Origin of the sequence: Bradyrhizobium sp. NDS-1 (assembly GCF_032918005.1) — a bacterium.
Taxonomy (GTDB): domain Bacteria; phylum Pseudomonadota; class Alphaproteobacteria; order Rhizobiales; family Xanthobacteraceae; genus Bradyrhizobium; species Bradyrhizobium tunisiense.
Map to the genome: position 1 here is coordinate 3,139,086 of NZ_CP136628.1, position 22,170 is coordinate 3,161,255.

Here is a 22,170-nt window from a genome sequence, read left to right on the forward strand (position 1 = left end):
CGATAGCGCAGGGATGCCGCAGGCTCAACTTGCCAGTGCCGTCCTCAGCATCTTGGCGAGCTCGGACTTGCGGTAGGGCTTCGCCAACAGCAACACGCCGGAATCGAGCCGGCCATGATGGACGATGGCATTTTCGGTGTAGCCCGAGGTGAACAGCGTCTTGAGGTCGGGGCGGCGCCGGGCCGCTTCGTCGGCAAGCTGGCGGCCGTTCATGTTGCCCGGCATGATGATGTCCGTGAAAAGCAGGTCGATGGCCTTGTCGCTGTCGATGATGGTGAGGGCCTCCGCGCCGTTGGCGGCCTCGAGCGCGGTGTAGCCGAGGCTCTTGACCTGCGTCACAACATATTGCCGCACCAGTGCGTCATCCTCGACGATCAGGATTCTCTCGTTGCCGCCGGTGATGGGCACGTTCTGGAGCACCTCGAACTCGGTCTCCTGCACCCCGGTCGAGCGCGGCAGGTAGATCTTCACGCTCGTGCCGTGGCCGACCTCGCTGTAGATCTTGATGTGGCCGCCCGACTGCTTGACGAAACCGAACACCATGCTGAGGCCGAGGCCGGTACCCTTGCCGACCTCCTTGGTGGTGAAGAACGGGTCGAAGACCCGATCGATCAGGTCCGGCGGAATTCCACTGCCGGTGTCGCTGACGGCAATCATCACGTAATTGCCGGCGACGACGTCGGGGTTCATGCTGGCATAGCCGTCGTCGAGGAAGATGTTGCGGGTCTCCAGCACCAGGGTCCCGCCGTCCGGCATGGCGTCGCGCGCGTTCAGTGCGAGATTGAGGATCGCGGTGGAGAGCTGGCCGGGGTCGACCAGGGTCGGCCAGGCGTCCTCGGTAAGTTGCGGCATGATCGTGATCTGCTCGCCCAGGGTCGGGTGCAGCAGCTTGGCGGCTTCGAGCGCCAGGGCGTTGACGTCGATCTCGCGCGGCTGGAGCGGCTGCTTGCGTGCGAAGGCGAGCAGATGCTTGGTCAGCTGCGCGCCGCGTTCGGCGGCGTCGTCGATCAGCTTGGTGATGGCGGCAAGCTCGGGCCGGTCGGCGACGGCGTCGCTGAGAATGCCGATCGTGCCCGTGATGACTGTCAGCACGTTGTTGAAGTCGTGGGCGACGCCGCCGGTCAACTGGCCGATGGAGTCCATCTTCTGGACCTGCCGGAACTGGGCTTCGGCGGCCTGCTTCTCCGTCAGATCCCGGCCGATGAAGAAATGGCGCTTCACCGGCTCGGACCAGGTGCCCATCCAGTTCAGCGTGACTTCGTGACCGTCGTAGTGATAGTAGCGCGCCTCGAAGCTGCGCTTGACCGCACCGCGCCGCGCGGCCCGCATCTCCTCCCGCGTCTTGTCGAGGTCGTCAGGGTGGATGAACTCGGTCGCGCTGTGCCCGATCAGGTCTTCCGGGCTGAAGCCGAGGATGTCCTTCACGCTCGGGCTGACCTGAATGAAATTGCCGAAACCGTCGGTGACCAGGATCAGGTCCTGCGAGGTCTCGAAGATGCGCTGACGCTCCTCGATCTCGCGGCGAAGCTTCTCCTGTGCCTGCTTCTCCTCGGTGATGTCATGGGCGATCTTGGAGGCCCCGATGATCTCTCCATTGTCCGACCTCAATGGAGAAACATTCAGGATGACGTCGAGCGCGCGGCCGTCCTTGCGAATCCGCACCGTCTCGTGCTGGGCGACCGACTCGTTGCCGGCGATCCGATTGAGGATACTCCGGACTTCGCCCTTTCGCTCCGACGGCACGATGATGTCGATCGACCTGCCGACGGCCTCCGCGGCAGAATAGCCGAACAGGTGCTCGGCGGCCTTGTTCCAGCCGGTGATGACGCCGTCGAGCGTCTTCGTGATGATGGCGTCGTTGGAGGATTCGACAACCGCGCCATACAGTGCGAGGCGCTTGCCGTAGAAGTCGCGATCCGACGCCGATTGCTCGCGCAGCTTGCCGACGAGGCCCACCGTCCGGGCCTGAAGGCGGACGTTCTCGATCAGCAGTACCGCGAGCACGAAGCTCGATGCGCAGAGGCCATAGAGACGGCCGGCATAGAAACCGAGATCGAAGCGCGCGACGTTGACGATTGCAGACAGCGCGATGTCGAACAGCCATGCGCACATCACGACCATGAGCCAGATGTCGATCACCGAATGCGGGCGGCGGAACCACAGCGAGACGAGCGCGGCGAAGCTCAGCGACCACACAAAGGACACGACCCCGATCATGGTCGATGTGTAGTGGCCGTCGCGGAGCAGGATCGGCAAGAGATCGTGCTGGGCGGTGACGATCCAGGTGAAGACAGCCATGGCCGCGACTGCACCGAGCACGGTGGCGTAGATCGGGCTGCTTGTCGCGCCCCGGATCCTGGGGCCGCCGTCCTTTTCCTTCAGCCAGGCGTAGCCCAGCACGAACAGCGGGAAGCCGGCGTGCCAGATCATGTAGAGCCAGACCGTGGTCTGGCTGCCGGCCCCAAGCAGCCCGGTCGGTGCGAACAGGCCGGGGAAGGTGAGGGCATGGACCAGTGCTGCAGCGGCGGTGAACAGGTAGCCGGTCGACAGCCACAGCAGCGCGCGGGTCCGCAGCACCGAAAACTGCGACAGAAGCAGCACTGCCGTGACGATGTCGCTTACGGCCAGGGCGGACTGATAGCTCGCGACGAAGGCCGGGACCTGCGGCAGCGGGATACCTGCGAACGGAACGGCCAAAGCGAACAGGATCGAGGAAACGCCGACGATCCACAGTGCCGAGGTCCGGTCGCCCGATGTGGCCGGCAGTGTTGAAAGAAATGTGCTTCGGTCGATCGCAGGCGCGTTCATGGTCTCAGACCCGTTTTGAGCATCTCCGCAATTCCAAGATCCAGCAGTCTTGACCTTCCGACCTCCACGGTAGCCCGATCCGGGCGCGTGTCGTGAACTGTTGCAGTGACGACTCAACCGAAGGTTACAGCTTACTTAATTTGGGGGGGAGCGCGGAATAGGGATCCGGTAAGATGCGCTTTACTGGGCGGTGTCATAATGCCCTTCCGCCGCGGCTGGTTCCAGGTTTGAATCATACGATTTGATCAATCTGCGGGAGTTGTTCCCTTGCCTCGCATTCTCATCGTCGACGACCAAAAGGATGTGCGCGCGATGATCGCAATGGTGCTTCGGGTCAACCATTACGAGGTTGCCGAGGCCGACAGCGGTGCGGCTGGGCTGAAAACCTTCGCGGAACGCGCATTTGACGCGGCGATCGTCGACATCTTCCTTGGCGATGTCAGCGGCGTCGACGTCATTGCGTCCCTGCGCGAGCGTACACCGGGGCTCCCCATCATTGCGGTGTCCGGAATGACGACGCTGGATTTCATGGAGCAGTCGTCCCACCTCGCCAACGTGATTTGCCTGCAAAAGCCGTTTCGGCCGAACGATCTCCTGCAAGCGCTTCGGAAAGCCCAGGCCGCCGCCGGCGGCGAGATGGCCGCACCCGCCTGATCCTGCCGCGAGAAAAACGCCCCGGCGCTAGCCGGGGCGTGGTGATCGTATCACAGGCCTGAGCCCGGCAAGAAGCGCGCGCTCAGGTGCCGTTGCCCTTGATCTCGGCGTAGCCGCCCTTGGCGTCCCATTTGTAGACGACGTAGTCGATCTGCTTGATGTCGCCCTTGGCGTCATATTCGATCGGGCCGATCACGGTGTCCCACTTGCCGGCCTTCACCGCTTCCATGACCTTCTTGGCGTCGGTGGTGCCGGCCTTCTTGGCTGCCTGCGACCACACCTGCATCGCCGCATAGGTGTAGAGGGTGTAGCCCTCCGGGTCGATGTTCTTGGCCTTGAAAGCCTCGACGATCTTCTTTGCGGTCGGCTTGTTGCGCGGATCGGGACCGAAGGTGAACAGCGTGCCTTCGCCGGCCGGGCCGGTGATGGAGGCGTATTCCTTGTCGGCGAGCGCGTCGCCGGCCATCAGCACGGTCTTGAGACCCTGATCGCGCATCTGACGCAGGATCAGGCCGCTCTCCTGATGGTAACCGCCGACATAGACGAGGTCGATGTTGTCGCGCTTCAGGCGCGAGACGATCGCGTTGAAGTCCTTGTCGCCCTTGTTGTAGGACTCGTACATCTTCTCGGTGACGCCGGCTTTGTTGAGCGCCTTCTTGGTTTCGTCGGCGAGACCCTTGCCGTAGGTGGTCTTGTCGTTGAGAATCGCGATGTTCTTGCCCTTGTAGTTCTTGGCGATGTACTGCGCCGCGATCAGGCCCTGCTGATCGTCACGGCCGCAGACGCGCGCCACGTTCCAGAGCTTGCGCTCGGTGAACAGCGGGTTGGTCGAGGCCGGCGTGATCTGGAGCACGTTGCCGTCGGCATAGGCTTCCGAAGCCGGGATCGACGACGACGAGCAATAGTGCCCGGCCACGAACGGGATCTTCGCGCCGGCGATCTTTTCGGCGATCGAACGCGCCTGTTTCGGGTCGCAGGCGTCGTCCTCGACCGAAAGCGCGAGCTTCTTGCCGTTGACGCCGCCGGCGGCATTGATATCGGCCACGGCCATTTCGGCGCCGTTCTTCATCTGGCGGCCGAAGGCGGACTCGCCGCCGGTCATCGGGCCTGCGACTGCGACGGTGACATCCTGCGCGAATGCCGCGCTCGACAGCGCGATCGATACGCCGAATGCCAGACCGATGAGCTTCAGTGATTTCATGAGATACCTCGCGGGTGGTCGCCTGTGGACGTTGCCGGGCATGCCCGGTTCAAACCGGCGCCATTCTTGAATGAATCTCAGGAGAAGTCACCGGCAAAATACGGGCATTGGCGTAGATATCTCGCCGCATTCGGCCGCACGCCGGCTGGCCTGTGGTTCGGTCAGCCGTGCCGGCCGCCCTCCAGATAGGCGGCGCGAATCTCGGGGCGCTGCAACAATTCGGCGCCGGTGCCGGCCAGCGTGATCAGGCCATTGACCATGACATAGCCGCGATGGGCGAGCTTGAGGGCATGGTTGGCGTTCTGCTCGACGATCAGGACGGTCAGGCCGTCCTGGCGGTTCAGGGTGCGGATCGCATCGAAGATCTGGCGCGCGATCAGCGGCGCGAGGCCGAGCGAGGGCTCGTCGAGCAGGAGCAGGCGGGGGCGGCTCATCAAGGCGCGGCCGATCGCCAGCATCTGCTGCTCGCCGCCGGACAGGGTCCCGCCGCGCTGAGCATAGCGTTCCTTCAGCCGCGGAAACAGCGTGAAGACGCGCTGGAGCGTCGCCTCGCGTTCGGTCTCGGTGCATTCGGTGGCATCCGCCCCCATCTGGAGGTTTTCCGCCACGCTCATGCGCGGGAAGATGCGTCGGCCCTCGGGCGATTGCGCGATGCGCAAATGCGCGATCTCGTGGGTGGGGACGTCGGTGATGTCGCGGCCTTCGTACAGGATCTGGCCGGCGCGGGCGCGCGGCTTGCCGAAGATCGTCATCATCAGCGTCGACTTGCCGGCGCCGTTGGCGCCGATCAGCGCGACGATCTCGCCGGCATTGATCTGGACATCGACGCCCTTCAACGCCTCGATCTTGCCATAGGCGGCGCGAAGGCCGCGGATCGCGAGCAGGGGGGACGTCACGAGCCGCCCTCCATCACAGCTGCCGCCTCTTCCTCGTCGGCACCGAGATAGGCGGCGATCACCTTGGGATCGTCGCGAACCTCGCGCGGCGTGCCTTCCGCGATCTTGACGCCGTGATCCATCACCACGATGTGGTCGGAAATTTCCATGACAACCGACATGTCGTGCTCGATCAGCAGGATCGACGTGCCGAGCTCGTCGCGGATCGACAGCAACAGCTCGCTCAAGGCCGCGCTCTCGCGCGCATTGAGACCGGCGGCAGGTTCGTCCAGGCACAGCAGCGCGGGCTCGGTGCACATGGCGCGCGCGATTTCCAGGCGGCGCTGGTCGCCATAGGCGAAATTGCCGGCGGCATCGTCTGCGCGGTCGAGCAGATTGACCCGCCTGAGCCAGTCGGTGGCGAGATCGATGGCGCGCTTTTCGGCGCCGCGATAGGAGGGCACGCCGAGGAGACCGAGGAGGGTATAGCCGGAGGCGCGCATCAAGGCGTTGTGCTGCGCCACCATCAGGTTTTCCAGCGCGGTCATGCCGGGAAACAGGCGGATGTTCTGGAACGTGCGCGCGACCCTGGCCTCTTTGGCGATGCGGAAATCGTTGAGCCGCTCCAGCGCGATCGTCCTGCCGTCGTCATGGGTGAGACGAATGGTGCCGCCGCTCGGTTTGTAGAAGCCGGTAATGCAATTGAATACGGTGGTCTTGCCGGCGCCGTTCGGCCCGATCAGCGCAGTGATCTTCTTCCGCTCGGCGGCGAAAGAAAGGTCCTGCACGGCAACGATGCCGCCGAAGCGCATGGCGAGCCGGTCGACGCTGAGAATCTTGTCGCCGCTCATCCGTGCCCTTCCTTGACGAGGTCGGAGGAGATCGCTTTCGCCTTGGTCAGATACACGGTGGGGGCACGATGGCCGATCAGACCGCGCGGCCGCCAGATCATGATCAGCACCATCGACATGCCGAACACCAGCATTCGGTAGTTCTCGAGGCCGCGGAACAGCTCGAAGCCGCCGATCATGGCGAGAGCCGCGAGCGCGACGCCGAGCTGCGAGCCCATGCCGCCGAGCACGACGATGGCGAGGACCAGCGCCGATTCCTGGAAGGTGAAGGATTCCGGGCTGATGAAGCCCTGGCGGGTGGCGAAGAACGCGCCGGCAAAGCCGCCGAACATCGCCCCGGTCGCGAACGCCGTCAGCTTGGTGGTCGTGGTGTTGATGCCGAGGGCGCGGCAGGCGACCTCGTCCTCGCGCAAGGCTTCCCAGGCCCGGCCGATCGGCAGCCGGCGCAGGCGGATCGTCGCCCAGTTGGTAAGCAACGCGAGCGCCAGGATCAGATAGAACAGGAAGACGATGCGGTGGGTCGGCGAATATTCGATGCCGAGCTTGGCGGCGAGCCCGTCATCGCTCCTGTCGAGCGGGATGCCGAAGAAGGAGGGGCGGGGAATGCCCGAGACGCCGTTGGGCCCGCCGGTGAGATCCTGCCAATTGATGATGACGAGGCGGATGATCTCGCCGAAGGCCAGCGTCACGATGGCGAGATAGTCGCCGCGCAGGCGGAGCACCGGGAAGCCGAGCAGCACACCCCAGAACGCTGCGAGGATGCCGGCGAGCGGGAGGCAGATCCAGAACGACCAGCCGAAATTGGTCGCAAGCAGCGCGTAGGAATAGGCGCCGACCGCATAGAAGGCGACATAGCCGAGATCGAGCAGGCCGGCGAGCCCGACCACGACGTTCAGTCCCCAGCCCAGCATGACATAGGTGAGCACGAGGATCGCGAGGTCGAGGATGTAGCGCTGGTCATAGAAGATCACCGGCACCAGCAGCGTGAAGATCAGAAGTGCCGGCGCAAGGTAGCGGCTGATAAACGACATGCCGCTCTTCACCGCCGGCGGCACCAGTTTCTCGGCGCCGGTCGGGCCGATCCATTGTCGCAGCAGTTCGATCACGATCGAGCCGCCGAATACCGCCGCGACGAGGGAGGCAAGTTCGCCGAAACGCGTCCAATAGGTGAGCTGGCCCGAGGCGCCCGCCTCGGTACGGATGCCGACCATCAACGAGAACAGCACCAGCGCGATCAGCGCGTTGACGAAAGCCGTCTTCAGGATGGAGGGGATGCCCGATTTGGCCTTCATGGGTGAGGAAGCTGCCACGCGCGACCGTCAGACTTTTTCGACTTCGGGACGGCCGAGCAGGCCGGTCGGCATGAAGATCAGCACGACGATCAGGATCGAGAACGCCGCGACGTCCTTGTATTCGACGGAGAAATAGGCCGACCAGAACGTCTCGATCAGGCCGATCGCGAGGCCTCCGAGCATGGCGCCCGGCAGCGAGCCGATGCCGCCGAGCACGGCGGCGGTGAACGCCTTGATGCCGGCGACGAAGCCCATGAAGAAATCGACGAGGCCGTAATAGAGCAGGTACATCAGGCCCGCGACCGCAGCGAGGGCGGCGCCGATCACGAAGGTCATGGAGATGGTTCGGTCGACATCGACGCCGAGCAGCGCCGCCATGGTCTGGTCCTGCTCGCAGGCCCGCATGTCGCGTCCGAGCCGAGTGCTCGACACCAGCCAGGTGAAGAGCGCCAGCAGCACGATGGTGGTGATGACCACGATGATCTGGATGTTGGAGAGCTGGATCACGAAGCCGTCCGCGCTCTCATGCAAGGTATAGCCGCCGGTAATGACGGGCGGGATCGGCTTGACGCGCGCGCCCTGCGCGACCTGCGAATAGTTGGTCAGCACGAAGGACATGCCGATCGCCGACAGCATCGGGGCGAGGCGGAAGGAGTGGCGAAGCGGCCGGTAGGCGATGCGCTCGATGGTCCAGCCATAAAGCGCGGTAATCGCCATCGAGACCAGCAGCACGACGAGCAGGATCAGCGGGATCGCGGTCAGCCCGAGCGAGATCAGGATCAGGAAGGTGATCAGGGCGATGAAGCCGCCGATCATGAAGACATCGCCATGGGCGAAGTTGATCATGCCGACGATGCCGTAGACCATCGTGTAACCGATGGCGATCAGGCCGTAGATCGAGCCCAGGACGAGACCGTTGATGAGCTGCTGGGTGAAGTAGTCCATGGGCTGCCGTACCAAACCTGACGCGGGCTCAAAGGGAGCTCTGAGGAGAGTGGGTTGGAGTGTGGTTTTCTTGGGCCCCGGCAGCCCCTAAGCATTCTTTCCGTTTTGTAACAGGAGGGAACTGGCGGCTGCAACAGGTCACGCTACGGCAGGCGGGCTTGTACAGAAGTCTTTGGCGGTGGGGTTCCGCAACTGCGAGGAACCGGGTTCCGGGGGCAACCAAAGTGGATGCCGGCCGTTATCTCGCTTCTGAACGTTCAACAAGGGAGTTCCCTGAATGACGAAGCAGCAGAACCAGAATCCGGGCCAGCAGAGTCAGAACCCCGGCCAGCAGCGCCCAGGCCAACAGCCGGGTCAGCAGCAGGGCGGCGGTCAGAAGCCCGGACAGCAGCAGCAGAACGATCCGATGCGCCAGGGTGACCGGCCCGGCCAGCAGCAGGGTGGTCAGCAGGACAAGTAACCTGGGAGCTCACGCGTAAAGAGGATGAAGAGGGTCCCGCCGAGAGGCGGGGCCCTTTTTTGGGGTTCACCCGGGCAATTAAGGTAAACAAAGGGTTTAAATTGCCGCCACAGTCTGATGCGAGTTAGCTCCCCGGCAAGCCTTCCATCGAGGGCGAACGGCAGGCGGAGCGGGTAGCGGCATGTTGAGAAATTGGCGGATCGGCTCGGTCAACGGCGCGCTGCTGGCGGCCTATTTCATTCCGGTCTGGGCCCTCGTTGCCTTCAATATCGTCGTCGCGCCGGTGCACGGTCTCTACGAACGGCCGAGCGTGGCGGTTGCGCTGTACCTGAGCGATCATCTCCAGATGGCGGGGATGGAGACGGTGCGGGCCGCCTGGCTGTTGGCGCTGGGCCGGATGACCGTGGTGGCGTTCTTTGCGATCTACCTCGTGCTTCTGTGCATCCCCCGCGTCCGCAAGGGTGGCGGCAGCGACGAGGCGCTCGGCATTGCGCTCGCGATCGGCAGCCTGCTCTCGTTTGCCAGCATGGTGATGGCTTCGAAGGTCGGCGAGATGGCCGCGCTCCGGCTGCATGCGACCGAGCTGCTGCTCCTGCTCGGCGCAGCCATCGTGGTGGTGATCGAACGGCCCGAGGCTGCGCCGAAGATCGTCGAGAACGTCGCGCCGCTAGCTCTCGAGCAGGCCGAGCTCCTGCACAATCGCTGAGGCTTCCTTCACGGCGTGGTTCGCGGCCGGCACGCCGCAATAGATCGCCTGCTGAAGCAGGATTTCCTTGATGTCGTCGGGCGTGAAGCCGCCCTCGGCGAGTGCCGCGCGCACGTGCAGGCGGAATTCGTCCCATTGCCCGAGCGCGACCATGGTGCCGATCACCAGCACGCGGCGCGTGCGTTCGTCGAAATGCGGACGCGTCCAGATCTCGCCCCAGGCGTAACGGGTGATCATGTCCTGGAAGTCGGTGTTGAAGGCGTTGCGGTTCGCGATCGACTTGTCGACCCAGGCGTTGCCCAGCACCTTGCGGCGAACGTTCATGCCGGCATCGCGGCGCTTCTGGTCGTCCATTCCATTCTCCTCTCTGTCATTGCGAGCGCAGCGAAGCAATCCAGAGTCTCTCCGCGGATGGATTTCTGGATGGTTTCGTCGCTACGCTCCTCGCAATGACGGTGTTGTGAGATCAGCGCTGCGTCAGAAATCCTACCACCGCATCCGTGAACGCATGTGGCTGCTCGACGTTGGAAATGTGCGCGGCGTCGATGATGGTCATGCTGGCGCCGGGAATTTTCGAGCGGATCAATTCGCCCGCCGAGATCGGCGTCGCCATGTCGTGGCGGCCGGCGATCACCAGCGTCGGACTCTTGATCTTGGCAAGCAGGTCGCGCTGGTCGAGCGTCGACAGCGCCTCGCAGCAGGCGAGATAGCCTTCGACCGGGGATGCCAGCAGCATCGACTTCATCCTCGCGCTGATGTCAGGCTCGCGCTCGCGGAAGTCCTGCGTCAACCAGCCTGCGATCACGGCATCGGCGACGGCGGCGATGCCGCCCTCCTTTACCGCCTTGATGCGGTTGTGCCAGTTTGTTGGATCGGGATAGTAGCAGGAGGTGTTGGCGAGGATGAGCTTGCCGAAGCGTTCCGGCGCGTTCGCGCCGAGCCACTGCCCGACCATGCCGCCCATCGACAGGCCGCACCAATGCACCTTCTCGATGTTGAGGTCGTCGAGGATCGCGAGCACGTCGCGGCCGAAGCGCTCCATCGTGTAGGGACCGGGCGGAACGCTGGACTTGCCATGACCGCGGCGGTCGTAGCGGATGACGCGGAACAGCTGCGTCAGCGCCTTCATCTGCGGCTCCCACATCTGAAGCGTGCAGCCGAGCGAATTGGAGAGCATCAAGGTCGGCCCACCGTCCCGGCCCTCGACGGAGACGTTGAGCAGGCATCCGTCGGCATCGATCATGGGCATGCGGCGTCTCCGTCGTATCTTGCGGTTCTTATTCGCGGTCGAGGCTGTCGAGCAGCCGGTCGATCAGGGCTTGGGAAGCCCCTTGATAGGCCATCGGCTCGAACAATGCCGCAATTTTTTCCGGAGAAAGGTGCGCAGTGACCTGCGGATCGGCCGACAGCACCTCGCGCAGATGCTTCTTCTCGGCAATCGCGCGCTTGCTGGCGGCCTCGATCAGATGATGCGCATCGCTCTTGCCCATCGTCTCGGCCAGCGCGAAGGTCACCGCCTCGGCCATGATGAGCCCCTTGGTCGCGTCGAGATTATCGCGCATGCGCGCAGCATCGACGTCGAGGCCTTCGGCGATGTCGACGATGGCAGCAAGCGCCCCCGAAGTGACCAGCATCAATTGCGGCAGCGTCGGCCATTCCGCATGCCAGGGGCCGGCGCTGCGTTCGTGATCCTGCACCTGAGCAGCGAATATCGTCGCGGCAAGCTGCGGAGCCATTATGGCGGCGCCCAGCGCGCTTGCAGCGGCGACCGGATTACGCTTGTGCGGCATGGTCGAGGAGCCGCCGCGGCCTTCGCCGGCCGGCTCGAACGCTTCGGCGACGTCAGTCTGCATCATCAGCGAGACGTCGCGCGCGACCTTGCCGCAGCTGCCAGCGAGGATCGCGAAGGCTGATGCGGCCTCCGCGATCCGGTCGCGATGGGTGTGCCAGGGCGCTTCGGGCAGCGGCAGGTTCAATTCCTGCGCCAGCCGCTCGGCGACCGCGAGCCCCTTGTCTCCGAGCGCGGCAAGCGTGCCGGCGGCGCCGCCGAATTGCAGCGCGAGGCCCTCGCGGGAGAGTCGCCTGAGGCGACAGCGGGCGCGGGCGAGGCTTGACGCGTATTCGGCGGCTTTCAGGCCGAATGGCATCGGCAGCGCGTGCTGGAGCCAGGTCCGTGCCACCATCGCGGTGTTGCGATGGTGGCGCGCCAGTGCGGCAAAGCCCTTGATGGCGCGGCTGAGATCGGCGTCCAGGACAGCGATGCCGGCACGCAGCGTGAGCATGGTCGCGGTGTCGATGACGTCCTGGCTGGTTGCGCCCCAATGCACGTAGCGCGCGGCCTCGGCGTCGGCCTTGCCGACATTGGCGGTCAGCGTCTTGACCAGGGGAATCGCCAGATTGCCCGATCGCATCGCGGCCTCCGCCAGCGCGGCCATGTCGAAGCGGTCGGCCTTGCATGCCGCCTCGATCGGGCCCACCGCTGATGCCGGAATCACATCCGTGGCGGCCTCGGCGCGTGCCAGAGCTGCCTCGAAATCAAGCATGTTCTGCAGGGTGGACCGGTCGTCGCAGACTGCGCGCATGGCGGCGCTAGACAGCATCGGCGCGAGCAGGGGGGAGAGGGATGTGCTCATGGTGCGCGCGACCTAATCATCATGGCCCTTCTGTGCCAATCCCCAACCGCCTGCACGGGTCCTTTTGCAGTTGCGAATATGCATTGCACTTGACCGGGCACCGCCCTTTCCTTTGCCGCGTCCCTGCGTTACTTGATCAGCACTATAGTCGCACGATCCGGGAGGCACCCATGGCCATGACGATGAACGGCGAAGTCCAACTTGCGGCGCCGCGCGAGGCCGTGTGGGACAAGCTCAACGATCCCGAGGTGCTGAAGGCCTGCATCCCCGGCTGCGAGGAGCTCGAGAGGACCGATGACGGCGGCTTTCGCGCAACGGCGAAAATGAAGGTCGGGCCGGTGTCGGCACGCTTCAAGGGCAAGGTTACGCTCTCCGATCTCGACCCGCCAAACGGCTACAGGATCTCGGGTGAGGGCGAGGGCGGGGTCGCCGGCTTCGCCAAGGGGGGCGCGGTGGTCAAGCTGGCGGAGAAGGACGGCGGCACGCTGCTCTCCTACGAGGTCGAGGCGCAGATCGGCGGCAAGTTGGCGCAGCTCGGCCAACGCCTCATCAACGGCGCCGCCAAGAAACTCGCCGACGAGTTTTTCGCGAACTTCGCCAAGGCGGTACAGGGCTGAAGGCTATCGCCTTTCGGCATGGCGCCTTGCGTCCGGGGTGATGTTGCCCCCGGGCATAATGGCCCATATGATGGGCTGGAATAATTATAAGAACCGCTTCGATGGGACCCGTCGGGGCGCTGATAGAGAGTGCTTATGGCAAAAATCTCCCTCATCGTGAACGGCAATCCAGTCACGGCCAACGTCGATCCCCGCATCCTGCTGGTGCAGTTCCTGCGCGAGAATCTGCACCTGACCGGCACCCATGTCGGCTGCGACACCTCGCAGTGCGGCGCCTGTGTGGTACATCTCGACGGCAAGGCCGTGAAGTCCTGCACCACGCTGGCGGTGATGGCCGATGGCCACGAGGTCAAGACGATCGAGGGGCTGGCCGCCGACGGCGCGCCGCTGCATCCGATGCAGGAGGCCTTCCGCGAGCACCATGGACTGCAGTGCGGCTTCTGCACGCCGGGCATGATCATGACTGCGATCGACATCGTGCACCGCAAGGGCAACGAGCTCGATGACCATACGATCCGGGAAGAGCTGGAAGGCAATCTCTGTCGCTGCACCGGCTACCAGAACATCGTCGCCTCGATCTCTGCCGGCGCCAAGGCGATGGCGAAATCCGATCTCGCGTAACGCGCATCCCGCGATCAGGACATTCAGATGTACGAATTCAAATATCATCGCCCCGGGACTGTCCGGCAGGCCGCCAACCTCCTGGTGAAGAACGAAGACGCCAAGGTGATCGCCGGCGGCCACACGCTGATTCCCGTCATGAAGCAGCGCCTCGCCAGCCCCCCGCATCTGGTCGACCTCTCCCACATCGAGGGGCTCAACACGATCGAGATGAAGGGCCGCTCGCTGGTGATCGGCGCCACCGCCAGGCACGCCGAGGTCGCTACCTCCGCGATCGTCGGCGAGGCGATCCCGGCGCTGGCGAATCTCGCGAGCCAGATCGGCGATCCCGCCGTGCGCCACAAGGGCACCATCGGCGGCTCGCTCGCCAATAACGACCCGACCGCCGACTATCCGGCCGCCGTGCTCGCGCTGGGCGCGACCATCGTCACCAACAAGCGTCGTCTCAAGGCCGAAGAGTTCTTCCAAGGCCTGTTCACGACCGCGCTCGAAGCCGACGAGATCATCACCAAGGTGATGTTTCCGCTGCCGAAAAAGGCGGCCTACATCAAATTCCGCAACCAGGCCTCGCGCTATGCACTGGTCGGCGTGTTCGTGGCACGGCGTCCCTCCGATGTGCGGGTTGCCGTGACCGGCGCCGGCTCCGAAGGCGTGTTCCGCGTCGAGGCGTTTGAGGAAGCATTGAAGAAGCGCTTCGCGTCAAAGGCGATCGAAGGCATCGAGGTGCCGGCCGAGGGGCTCAACAGCGACATCCACGGCAGTGCCGAATACCGCGCGCATCTCATCGGTGTGCTGACGCGGCGCGCGCTCGATGCCGCCAACGCCAAGGAGTGAGTGAACCTCACGCCTCGGCCAAACTTGTCCCGGTGAGGGCGTAGCGAGACTGGCTTTTTCATGACTTCAGCGGCCAACACCTCCGGGGCCAATACTTCAGTTGGATTGCCGGCATCGGTCGATGCGATGCTCGAACTCCTGACGTCGCGCGGCTATCTCGCCGAGCGGTCGTTGGCGACGGTGACTTATCTGTCGCTGCGCATGGGACGGCCGCTGTTTCTGGAAGGCGAAGCGGGCGTCGGCAAGACCGAGATCGCCAAGGTCTTGTCGGCCGCGTTGGGGCGGAAGCTGATTCGCCTGCAGTGCTACGAAGGCCTCGATGTGTCCTCGGCGGTCTATGAGTGGAACAGCGCCGCGCAGATGATCGCGATCCGGATGGCGGAAGCCGCCGGCGACACCGATCGCGACCAGCTCTCGAGCGACATTTTCGCCGACCGCTACATGATCAAGCGGCCGCTGCTGCAGGCGCTGGAGCCCGACGTTGCGGGCCCGCCGGTGCTGCTGATCGACGAGCTCGATCGCGCCGACGAGGCGTTCGAGGCGTACTTGCTCGAAATCCTCAGCGACTTCCAGGTGACGATTCCCGAATTCGGCACCGTGAAGGCGCCGAGTCCGCCGATCGTCATCATCACCTCCAACCGCACCCGCGAGATTCACGACGCGCTGAAGCGGCGCTGTCTGTATCACTGGGTCGATTATCCCGCCGCCGAGCGCGAGCTCGCCATCGTCAAGTCGCGCGTGCCGGGCATTTCCGCGAAGCTGTCGCAGCAGGTCGTGCGCTTCGTCCAGGCGCTGCGCAACCAGGATTTCTACAAGTCGCCGGGCGTCGCCGAGACCATCGATTGGGCCACCGCGCTGTCCGAGCTCGACGCCCGTTCGCTGACCCCGCAAGTGGTCGGCGACACGCTGGGCGCGCTGCTCAAGTACCAGGACGACATCACCCGGATGCAGGGCGACACCTTGCAGAAGGTGCTGAAGGAAGCGACGAGCGAGAATTGATTTTCCGTCATTCCGGGGCGCGCATAGCGCGAACCCGGAATCCATTGGGCCGCAGAGTTGGTGGATGGATGGATTCCGGGTTCGCGCCAAGGGGCGCGTCCCGGAATGACGGCTGAGAGTGTTGAACCATGGCCATCAACCACCTTGCCCCGGAGCAGACCGAGCAGTTCGCCGACAACATCGTCGGCTTTGCCCGCGCGCTGCGTGCCGCGGGCATGCCGGTCGGGCCAGGCGCCGTCATCGACGCCATGAGCGCGCTGCAGGTGATCGACATCGGCAACCGTGCCGACGTCTTCACCACGCTGGAGGCGATCTTCGTCAAGCGCCACGAGCACGCGCTGATTTTCAAGCAGGCTTTCAACCTGTTCTTCCGCGCCTCCGAGGAATGGAAGCACATGCTGGATTCGGTGCCGCTGCCGGACGAGGCCAAGAAGAAGCCGCAAGCGGGCTCGCGCCGCGTGCAGGAAGCGATGTCGCGGCCGCGCATGACCGAGACGCCGCAGCATCAGGAGCAGGATCTGCGCCTGTCGGTCTCCGACAAGGAAATCCTTCAGAAGAAGGATTTTGCCCAGATGAGCGCCGCCGAGATCGCCGAGGCGCTGCGTGCCGTCGAGCGGATGCGGCTGCCGCAGGCCGAGCTCCTGACGCGCCGGCACCGGCCTGATCCGCGCGGGCTTCGTCTCGATTTGCGTCGCACGCTGCGTGCATCCTTGCGCACCGGCGGCGACATCATCGACCTCCATCACCTGGGGCGGATCGAGAAGCCGGCGCCGATCGTGGCGCTGCTCGACATCTCGGGCTCGATGAGCGAGTACACCCGTCTGTTCCTGCATTTCCTCCATGCCATCGGCGATGCGCGCAAGCGTGTCTCGGTGTTCCTGTTCGGCACCCGTCTCACCAATGTCACCCGCGCGCTGCGCCAGCGCGATCCCGATGAGGCGCTGGCGAGCTGCTCGGCCTCGGTCGAGGACTGGGCCGGCGGCACGCGGATCTCGGCCTCGCTGCACAACTTCAACAAGCTGTGGGCGCGTCGCGTGCTGAGCCAGGGCGCCATCGTGCTGCTGATCTCCGACGGGCTGGAGCGGGAGGCCGATTCCAGGCTTGCCTTCGAGATGGACCGGCTGCATCGGTCGTGCCGGCGGCTGATCTGGCTCAACCCGCTCTTGCGGTTCGGCGGCTTCGAGGCCAAGGCGCAGGGCATCAAAATGATGCTCCCGCACGTTGACGAATTCCGCCCGGTACATAATTTGAGTTCGATCCAGGAGCTGATCACGACGCTCTCCCGGCCGCTGCCGCCGCATCACCGCAGCCTGATCCGCTCCGCAGCTTGAGAGGCACCCCATGCTCGATCGCGACGAGGATATCCTGAAGGCGGCGGAGGACTGGCAGAAGGCCGGCCGTGGCGTCGCGCTGGCGACGGTCGTCGAGACCTGGGGCTCCGCGCCGCGCCCGGCGGGCTCTAGCCTCGTCATCAACGACGAGGGCACCTTCCTGGGCTCCGTCTCCGGCGGCTGCGTCGAGGGCGCCGTGGTCACCGAGGCCATGGACGTGATCCAGAGCGGCAAGCCGAGGATGCTGGAGTTCGGCGTCGCCGACGAGACCGCCTGGAATGTCGGGCTGTCCTGCGGCGGCACCATCCGCGTCTTCGTCGAGAAGGTCGGCTAGCCGTGAAGCTCGAGATCCTGCACGAACTCAATGCCGAGCGGGCCGCACGCCGGCCGGCGATCCTGGTGACGGACACCGAGAGCGGCGAGCAGCGCCTGGTGAAGGCCGCCGATTTCGCCAAGGATCCGCTGCGGGCGGAGCTGGACAAGCAGCTCCGCATGGGCAAGAGCGCCAGTGTCGAGGCCGGCGGCAAAAAGCTGTTCCTCAACGTCTATGCACCGACCGCGAAGCTCGTCATCGTCGGCGCGGTCCATATCAGCCAGGCCCTGGCGCCGCTGGCGCGCTCGCTCGGCTACGACGTCACCGTCGTCGATCCGCGCACGGCATTTGCGAGCCCCGAGCGCTTCCCCGATATTCCGCTGGTGGCCGAATGGCCGGACACCGCGCTGCCGCCGCTCGATGTCGATGCCTACACGGCCTTCGTCGCGGTCACGCATGATCCCAAGATCGACGATCCGGCGCTGCTGCACGCCTTCGAGCGCAATTGCTTCTACATCGGCGCGCTCGGGTCCCGAAAAACGCACGCCAAGCGCGGCGACCGGTTGCGCGCGCAGGGTGCGAAGGAGAGCGACATCGCCCGCATCCACGCGCCCATCGGACTTGCGATCGGCGCGGTCTCTCCGTCCGAGATCGCGGTGTCGATCATGGCCGAGATCACGGCGGTGCTCCGGCTGCCTCCCAAGGAAAAAGAAGTAGCCGCATGAAGTTCGGACCGGCGAGCCCCAGGGATGCGATCGGCGGGGTGACCGTCCACACCCTGCGTCAGGGACCGCTGGTGCTGAAGAAGGGCACGACGATCGGCCCCGCCGAGGTCGAGGCGCTCGAGCGTGCAGGCATCAAGGACATCGTCGTGGTGCGCATGGAGGCCGGTGACGTCCCCGAGGACGTTGCGGCCGCCGGCATCGCGCTCGCCGTCGGCGGCGAGGGCATCCATGTCGAACGCGCCTTCACCGGCCGCGCCAATCTGTTCGCCGCGCGCCCGGGCGTGCTGGTGATCGACCGCGCCGCGGTCGACCGCATCAACAATATCGACGAGGCCATCACCTTCGCCACGCTTTCCGCCTACAAGCCGGTGGTCGAAGGCGAGATGGTCGGCACCGTCAAGATCATCCCGTTCGGCGTCGAAGGCAGTTTGCGCGACGCTGCGGTGAAGGCCGCGGGCAAGGACGTGCTCAAAATCGCGCCTTACGTGATCCAGCGCGTCGGCGTGGTCTCGACCCTGCTGCCGGGCCTGTCCTCCAAGGTGATCGACAAGACGCTCCGTGTCACCGCCGAGCGGCTCGCGCCGGCCGGCGCCAGCATCATCGCCGAGCGGCGCGTTCCTCACGAGGAGCAGGCGCTGTCGGCCGCGATCAAGGAATTGCTGGCGTTAGGGGCCGAGCTCGTCATCGTGTTCGGAGCATCTGCGATTGCCGATCGCCGCGACGTCATCCCCGCGGCTGTCACCGGCATCGGCGGCGAGATCGAGCATTTCGGCATGCCGGTCGATCCCGGCAATCTGCTGCTGATCGCCCGCGCCGGCAATGTGCCGGTGCTGGGCGCGCCGGGCTGCGCGCGCTCGCCGGTCGAGAACGGCTTTGACTGGGTCTTGATGCGGCTTCTCGCCGGCATCAAGGTGACGCGCTCCGAGCTGATGGGCATGGGCGTCGGTGGTCTCCTGATGGAGATCGTCACGCGGCCGCAGCCGCGCGCCACGCCGGAGATCGAAGGTAATCGCCAGGTCGCCGCCATCGTGCTCGCGGCCGGCCGCTCCACGCGCATGGGCGGCCCGAACAAGCTGCTCGCCGAGCTCGATGGCAAGAAGCTGGTGCGGATCGCGACCGAGCAGGCACTGGCGTCGAAAGCATCCGAGGTGATCGTGGTCACCGGCCATCAGACCGAGCTGGTCGAGCAGGCCCTGCAAGGCCTGAAGGTGCGGTTTGTCAAGAATCCGGACTTCGCCGGCGGGATCGCGAGCTCGGTCAAATCAGGCATCGCTGCCGTCCCCGAAACTTGCGACGGCGCCGTGGTGTGCCTCGGCGACATGCCGCTGATCGATGCCGGCCTGATCGACCGCCTCATCGACGGCTTTGCGCCGGACCGCGGCAACCTCATCGTCGTGCCCGTCAGCGAAGGCCGCCGCGGCAACCCCGTGCTGTGGTCGCGCCGCTTCTTCAAGGAGTTGATGACGCTCGACGGCGATATCGGCGCGCGGCATTTGATCGCCAAGCACACGGAGGCAGTGGCCGAAGTGCCCGTGGACGGCGAGAGCGCCTTCCTCGATATCGACACGCCGCAGGCCTTGGAAGCGGCAAGACGCGGATGAAGAGGCCGCAAATGACGGTGCCGTAGGGTGGGCAAAGGAGCGGAGCGCCGTGCCGCCATTTTTCTATTGCGGATACAAATCGTGGGCACGCTACGCTTTGCCCACCCTACGGCACCTCCCCATTCTGCTCTGTTTCAAGCACCCGTTCACTATCTGGAAACGACCGCCGCTTAGAGTCCTCACCGCCTGCCTTGGGGGGAGGGGTTTTTCCATGGCTTCGAATGTCGTCGCGCGGCGTTGCGCGATGTTTTGCTTTGTCTTGTCAGTTGCCGTCACGGGCGCCCGCTACATGACCGACGCCCACGCCGCAGGCGCCATTGCGGTCGGCAAGTGCGGCGCCTATGGCCAGGCCTTTGATTACGGCGCCGAGACCGAGGCGCGCGCCGCGGCGCAGAAGCAGTGCAAGGGCGATTGCACGACCGTGACGATGAAGCGCGCCTGCGCCGCGATGTCGGTCGATCTCGCCAATCCCTGCGGCGCTTATGGCTATGCCGTCAAGCCGAAGATCTCGGCGTCGCTCAATGCCGCCACGCGCGAGTGCTACAAATACGGCGGCAAGGAATGCGTGATCCGCGCCTGGGCCTGCGACGCGAAGGGTTGATTTCTGTATTGTCATTCCGGGGCGCGCGGTAGCGCGAACCCGGAATCTCGAGATTCCTGGTTCGATGCTGCGCATCGCCCCGGAATGACCATCGAGGGAACCACATGCAATTCGATACCAAGATCGCAGTCGTGATCCGCACCGATCTTCAAGCCTGGCAGAAGCTCAACGTCGCGTCCTTTCTCACCAGCGGCATCGCCGCGGCTTTTCCCGAATGCATCGGCGAAGCCTATGAGGACGCCTCGGGCACGAAATATCATGCGTTGATCGGCCAGCCGATCCTGATCTATGGCGCCGACGGCCCGGCGTTGTCGCGCGCGCTGGAACGTGCGCTGGCGCGCAACGTCAAGCCGGCGGTCTATACCGAGGACATGTTCAGCACCACGCACGATGCCGCCAATCGCGAGGCGGTGAGGGCAGTGGCGCGCAACGATCTCAATCTCGTCGGCATCGCCATGCGCGCCGAACGCAAGGTGATCGACAAGGTCATCGACGGCCTCAAGTTCCATAGCTGACACATTCCGCGCGGCGTCATCATCGTGTCATGATGGGGCAGGCCTTGCGCAAACTTTGTGCTGTTTGACCCCCGTCAAAGGGGCGGGGGGCGGCGTCGCTATTCTGCTTCAAAACACGCAGAGGAGCAGACAGATGCCGACCATGAAAGCCGCGATCGTCAAGCAATTCGGCAAGCCGCTGGTGATCGAGGACGTGGCGGTGCCGCAGCCCGGTCCCGGTGAGGTTCTGGTCAAGGTCAAGGCGTGCGGCGTCTGCCACACCGATCTGCACGCAGCGTCCGGCGATTGGCCGGTGAAGCCGGTTCCGCCTTTCATTCCCGGCCATGAGGTCGCCGGGACAGTCGCCGCGCTCGGAGTTGGCGTGAAGAATCTGAAAGTGGGAGATGCCGTCGGCGTCGCCTGGCTGCATGACGCCTGCATGGCTTGCGAATATTGCGAGACCGGCTGGGAAACGCTGTGCGAGCACCAGCACAACACCGGCTACAGCGTCAACGGCGGCTTCGCCGAATATGTCATCGCTTCGGCCGCCTTTGCCGCAAAGCTGCCGGCGACGGTCGATTTCGCCGCCATCGCGCCGATCCTGTGCGCCGGCGTCACAACCTACAAGGGGTTGAAGGAGACCGAGGCTCGGCCCGGCGAGTGGGTGGTGATCTCAGGCGTTGGCGGGCTCGGCCATGTCGCGATTCAATATGCCAAGGCGATGGGGCTCAAGGTCGCGGCCGTCGACATCGCCGACGACAAGCTGGAGCTGGCGCGCGAAACCGGCGCCGATCTCGCGGTCAACGCCCTCGTAGCCGGCGCGGTCGACAAGGTTCTTGCGGCGACCGGCGGCGGGGCCCACGGCGTGCTGGTGACGGCGGTCTCGACCGCTGCTTTCGCCCAGGCGCTGAAGATGGTGCGCCGGAAGGGCACCGTCAGCCTCGTCGGCCTGCCGCCGGGCGAATTTCCGACGCCGATCTTCGATGTCGTGCTCAAGCGCATCACGGTGCGCGGCTCGATCGTCGGCACGAGGCGCGATCTCGACGAGGCCGTCGCATTCGCCGCCGACGGCAAGGTCAAGGCCGAAGTGACCAAGGTGCCGCTCGCGCAAATCAACGAGGTCTTCGACCGGATGAAGGCCGGCAAGATCGACGGCCGCATGGTGCTGGATTTCGGCTAGCGCATTATCCGGCGGGCATGCCCTCGAACTTCGTCAGGCTGGGGTCGATCTGATCCCAATCATGGCCGCGCGCGGCGAACGTGACCGCCTGCGGCTTGTAGCGGGCGGGCTCGTCGAAGCTCGCAGCGCGGACGGTGAAGACGTCGGGCTGCGCTGCGAAGGTCATGTACACCGGCACGCCGCATTGCGTGCAGAAGCCGCGCGTCTTCACGTTGCCGCTGTCGGCGACCATGTCCCAATGCTTGGCATCGCCGGTCAGCGTGACGCCGGCCCGGGCGAACGTCGCGTACGAGCCATGTGCACTGCCGCTTTCGCGTTGGCAGTCGCGGCACTGGCAGTGATTGCTGAACAGAGGCTCGCCGACGATCGAATAGCGGATCGCGCCGCAGGCGCAGCCGCCGGTATAGGGCTTGTTCATCACGATATTCC

General features: G+C 64.9%; 23 protein-coding genes and 1 pseudogene. 14 read left to right on the top strand and 10 right to left on the bottom strand.

The features are described from left to right. Positions 1 to 24 precede the first annotated feature (24 nt). Positions 25 to 2,831 (bottom strand): annotated as a pseudogene (locus tag RX330_RS14560) (PAS domain S-box protein). A gap of 244 nt (positions 2,832 to 3,075) precedes the next feature. On the opposite strand from RX330_RS14560, the gene RX330_RS14565 reads away from it, so the two are divergent. After that, positions 3,076 to 3,462 carry a response regulator gene (locus tag RX330_RS14565; RefSeq protein ID WP_212081498.1) on the top strand — a complete coding sequence of 129 codons (387 nt, stop codon included), beginning with the start codon at positions 3,076 to 3,078 and terminating at the stop codon, positions 3,460 to 3,462. 82 nt (positions 3,463 to 3,544) lie between these two features. Here the strand turns inward: RX330_RS14565 and RX330_RS14570 are convergent, their stop codons facing one another. From RX330_RS14570 to RX330_RS14590, 5 genes are all read right to left on the bottom strand, one after another. Continuing rightward, positions 3,545 to 4,663, bottom strand: coding sequence for a branched-chain amino acid ABC transporter substrate-binding protein (locus RX330_RS14570; protein WP_212081497.1), 1,119 nt, complete (start codon positions 4,661 to 4,663; stop codon positions 3,545 to 3,547). Between the two features lie 161 nt (positions 4,664 to 4,824). Continuing rightward, positions 4,825 to 5,559 (bottom strand): ABC transporter ATP-binding protein, encoded by a 735-nt coding sequence (locus tag RX330_RS14575; protein WP_212081496.1) that lies wholly within the window; start codon positions 5,557 to 5,559, stop codon positions 4,825 to 4,827. After that, positions 5,556 to 6,389 carry an ABC transporter ATP-binding protein gene (locus RX330_RS14580; protein WP_212081495.1) on the bottom strand — a complete coding sequence of 278 codons (834 nt, stop codon included), beginning with the start codon at positions 6,387 to 6,389 and terminating at the stop codon, positions 5,556 to 5,558. Before RX330_RS14580 ends, RX330_RS14575 begins: the two co-directional genes overlap by 4 nt. Beyond that, positions 6,386 to 7,681, bottom strand: a complete 1,296-nt coding sequence (livM, locus tag RX330_RS14585) for a high-affinity branched-chain amino acid ABC transporter permease LivM (protein ID WP_212081494.1) — start codon at positions 7,679 to 7,681, stop codon at positions 6,386 to 6,388. The genes RX330_RS14580 and livM overlap by 4 nt, the downstream gene beginning before the upstream one ends. A gap of 27 nt (positions 7,682 to 7,708) precedes the next feature. Continuing rightward, entirely contained in the window at positions 7,709 to 8,626 is a 918-nt protein-coding gene (locus RX330_RS14590; protein WP_212081493.1) for an ABC transporter permease subunit, read from the bottom strand. Positions 8,627 to 8,903: 277 nt separating this feature from the next. On the opposite strand from RX330_RS14590, the gene RX330_RS14595 reads away from it, so the two are divergent. Both RX330_RS14595 and RX330_RS14600 read left to right on the top strand, forming a co-directional pair. Beyond that, complete coding sequence (locus RX330_RS14595) at positions 8,904 to 9,086, top strand: hypothetical protein (protein ID WP_018316535.1); 183 nt, start codon at positions 8,904 to 8,906, stop codon at positions 9,084 to 9,086. A 181-nt stretch (positions 9,087 to 9,267) separates the two neighbouring features. Continuing rightward, on the top strand, positions 9,268 to 9,792 hold the full coding sequence (locus RX330_RS14600) for a hypothetical protein (RefSeq protein WP_212081492.1): 525 nt from the start codon (positions 9,268 to 9,270) through the stop codon (positions 9,790 to 9,792). Here RX330_RS14600 and RX330_RS14605 read toward each other — a convergent pair. The 3 genes from RX330_RS14605 to RX330_RS14615 all read right to left on the bottom strand — a co-directional run bounded on the left by RX330_RS14605 (position 9,754) and on the right by RX330_RS14615 (position 12,425). Further along, on the bottom strand, positions 9,754 to 10,146 hold the full coding sequence (locus RX330_RS14605; RefSeq protein ID WP_018316533.1) for a carboxymuconolactone decarboxylase family protein: 393 nt from the start codon (positions 10,144 to 10,146) through the stop codon (positions 9,754 to 9,756). The two genes, RX330_RS14600 and RX330_RS14605, sit on opposite strands and share 39 nt — an antisense overlap. 112 nt (positions 10,147 to 10,258) lie before the next feature. Continuing rightward, on the bottom strand, positions 10,259 to 11,041 hold the full coding sequence (gene pcaD / locus RX330_RS14610; RefSeq protein ID WP_317243437.1) for a 3-oxoadipate enol-lactonase: 783 nt from the start codon (positions 11,039 to 11,041) through the stop codon (positions 10,259 to 10,261). A gap of 28 nt (positions 11,042 to 11,069) precedes the next feature. Beyond that, on the bottom strand, positions 11,070 to 12,425 hold the full coding sequence (locus tag RX330_RS14615) for a 3-carboxy-cis,cis-muconate cycloisomerase (protein WP_317243438.1): 1,356 nt from the start codon (positions 12,423 to 12,425) through the stop codon (positions 11,070 to 11,072). A 170-nt stretch (positions 12,426 to 12,595) separates the two neighbouring features. Between RX330_RS14615 and RX330_RS14620 the strand changes: the two genes are divergently transcribed. The 11 genes from RX330_RS14620 (at position 12,596) to adhP (ending at position 21,741) form a co-directional block, all read left to right on the top strand. Continuing rightward, on the top strand, positions 12,596 to 13,042 hold the full coding sequence (locus RX330_RS14620) for an SRPBCC family protein (protein WP_212081489.1): 447 nt from the start codon (positions 12,596 to 12,598) through the stop codon (positions 13,040 to 13,042). A 135-nt stretch (positions 13,043 to 13,177) separates the two neighbouring features. After that, a complete protein-coding gene (locus tag RX330_RS14625) occupies positions 13,178 to 13,663 on the top strand; it encodes a (2Fe-2S)-binding protein (protein WP_317243439.1) in 486 nt (161 codons plus the stop codon). 27 nt (positions 13,664 to 13,690) lie between these two features. Then, entirely contained in the window at positions 13,691 to 14,497 is an 807-nt protein-coding gene (locus RX330_RS14630) for an FAD binding domain-containing protein (RefSeq protein WP_212081487.1), read from the top strand. A gap of 60 nt (positions 14,498 to 14,557) precedes the next feature. After that, positions 14,558 to 15,496, top strand: coding sequence for an AAA family ATPase (locus tag RX330_RS14635; protein ID WP_212081486.1), 939 nt, complete (start codon positions 14,558 to 14,560; stop codon positions 15,494 to 15,496). Positions 15,497 to 15,624: 128 nt separating this feature from the next. Further along, the gene (locus RX330_RS14640) at positions 15,625 to 16,827 is read left to right on the top strand and encodes a vWA domain-containing protein (RefSeq protein WP_317243440.1); all 1,203 of its coding nucleotides are present in this window, start codon (positions 15,625 to 15,627) and stop codon (positions 16,825 to 16,827) included. 10 nt (positions 16,828 to 16,837) lie between these two features. Further along, positions 16,838 to 17,161 carry an XdhC family protein gene (locus tag RX330_RS14645; protein WP_007602422.1) on the top strand — a complete coding sequence of 108 codons (324 nt, stop codon included), beginning with the start codon at positions 16,838 to 16,840 and terminating at the stop codon, positions 17,159 to 17,161. A gap of 2 nt (positions 17,162 to 17,163) precedes the next feature. Then, positions 17,164 to 17,865: an XdhC family protein gene (locus tag RX330_RS14650; RefSeq protein ID WP_212081484.1), complete on the top strand. Its 702-nt coding sequence runs from the start codon at positions 17,164 to 17,166 to the stop codon at positions 17,863 to 17,865. Further along, positions 17,862 to 19,466, top strand: a complete 1,605-nt coding sequence (locus tag RX330_RS14655) for a molybdopterin-binding/glycosyltransferase family 2 protein (RefSeq protein ID WP_317243441.1) — start codon at positions 17,862 to 17,864, stop codon at positions 19,464 to 19,466. Before RX330_RS14650 ends, RX330_RS14655 begins: the two co-directional genes overlap by 4 nt. A 211-nt stretch (positions 19,467 to 19,677) precedes the next feature. Beyond that, the gene (locus tag RX330_RS14660) at positions 19,678 to 20,067 is read left to right on the top strand and encodes a DUF4189 domain-containing protein (protein WP_212081482.1); all 390 of its coding nucleotides are present in this window, start codon (positions 19,678 to 19,680) and stop codon (positions 20,065 to 20,067) included. A 104-nt stretch (positions 20,068 to 20,171) separates the two neighbouring features. Continuing rightward, positions 20,172 to 20,582: a DUF2000 family protein gene (locus RX330_RS14665; protein WP_212081481.1), complete on the top strand. Its 411-nt coding sequence runs from the start codon at positions 20,172 to 20,174 to the stop codon at positions 20,580 to 20,582. A 133-nt stretch (positions 20,583 to 20,715) separates the two neighbouring features. Continuing rightward, positions 20,716 to 21,741, top strand: coding sequence for an alcohol dehydrogenase AdhP (gene adhP, locus RX330_RS14670; protein WP_317243442.1), 1,026 nt, complete (start codon positions 20,716 to 20,718; stop codon positions 21,739 to 21,741). A gap of 4 nt (positions 21,742 to 21,745) precedes the next feature. On the opposite strand, the gene RX330_RS14675 is transcribed toward adhP, so the two are convergent. After that, the gene (locus RX330_RS14675) at positions 21,746 to 22,159 is read right to left on the bottom strand and encodes a GFA family protein (RefSeq protein WP_317243443.1); all 414 of its coding nucleotides are present in this window, start codon (positions 22,157 to 22,159) and stop codon (positions 21,746 to 21,748) included. Between the last annotated feature and the right edge of the window lie 11 nt (positions 22,160 to 22,170).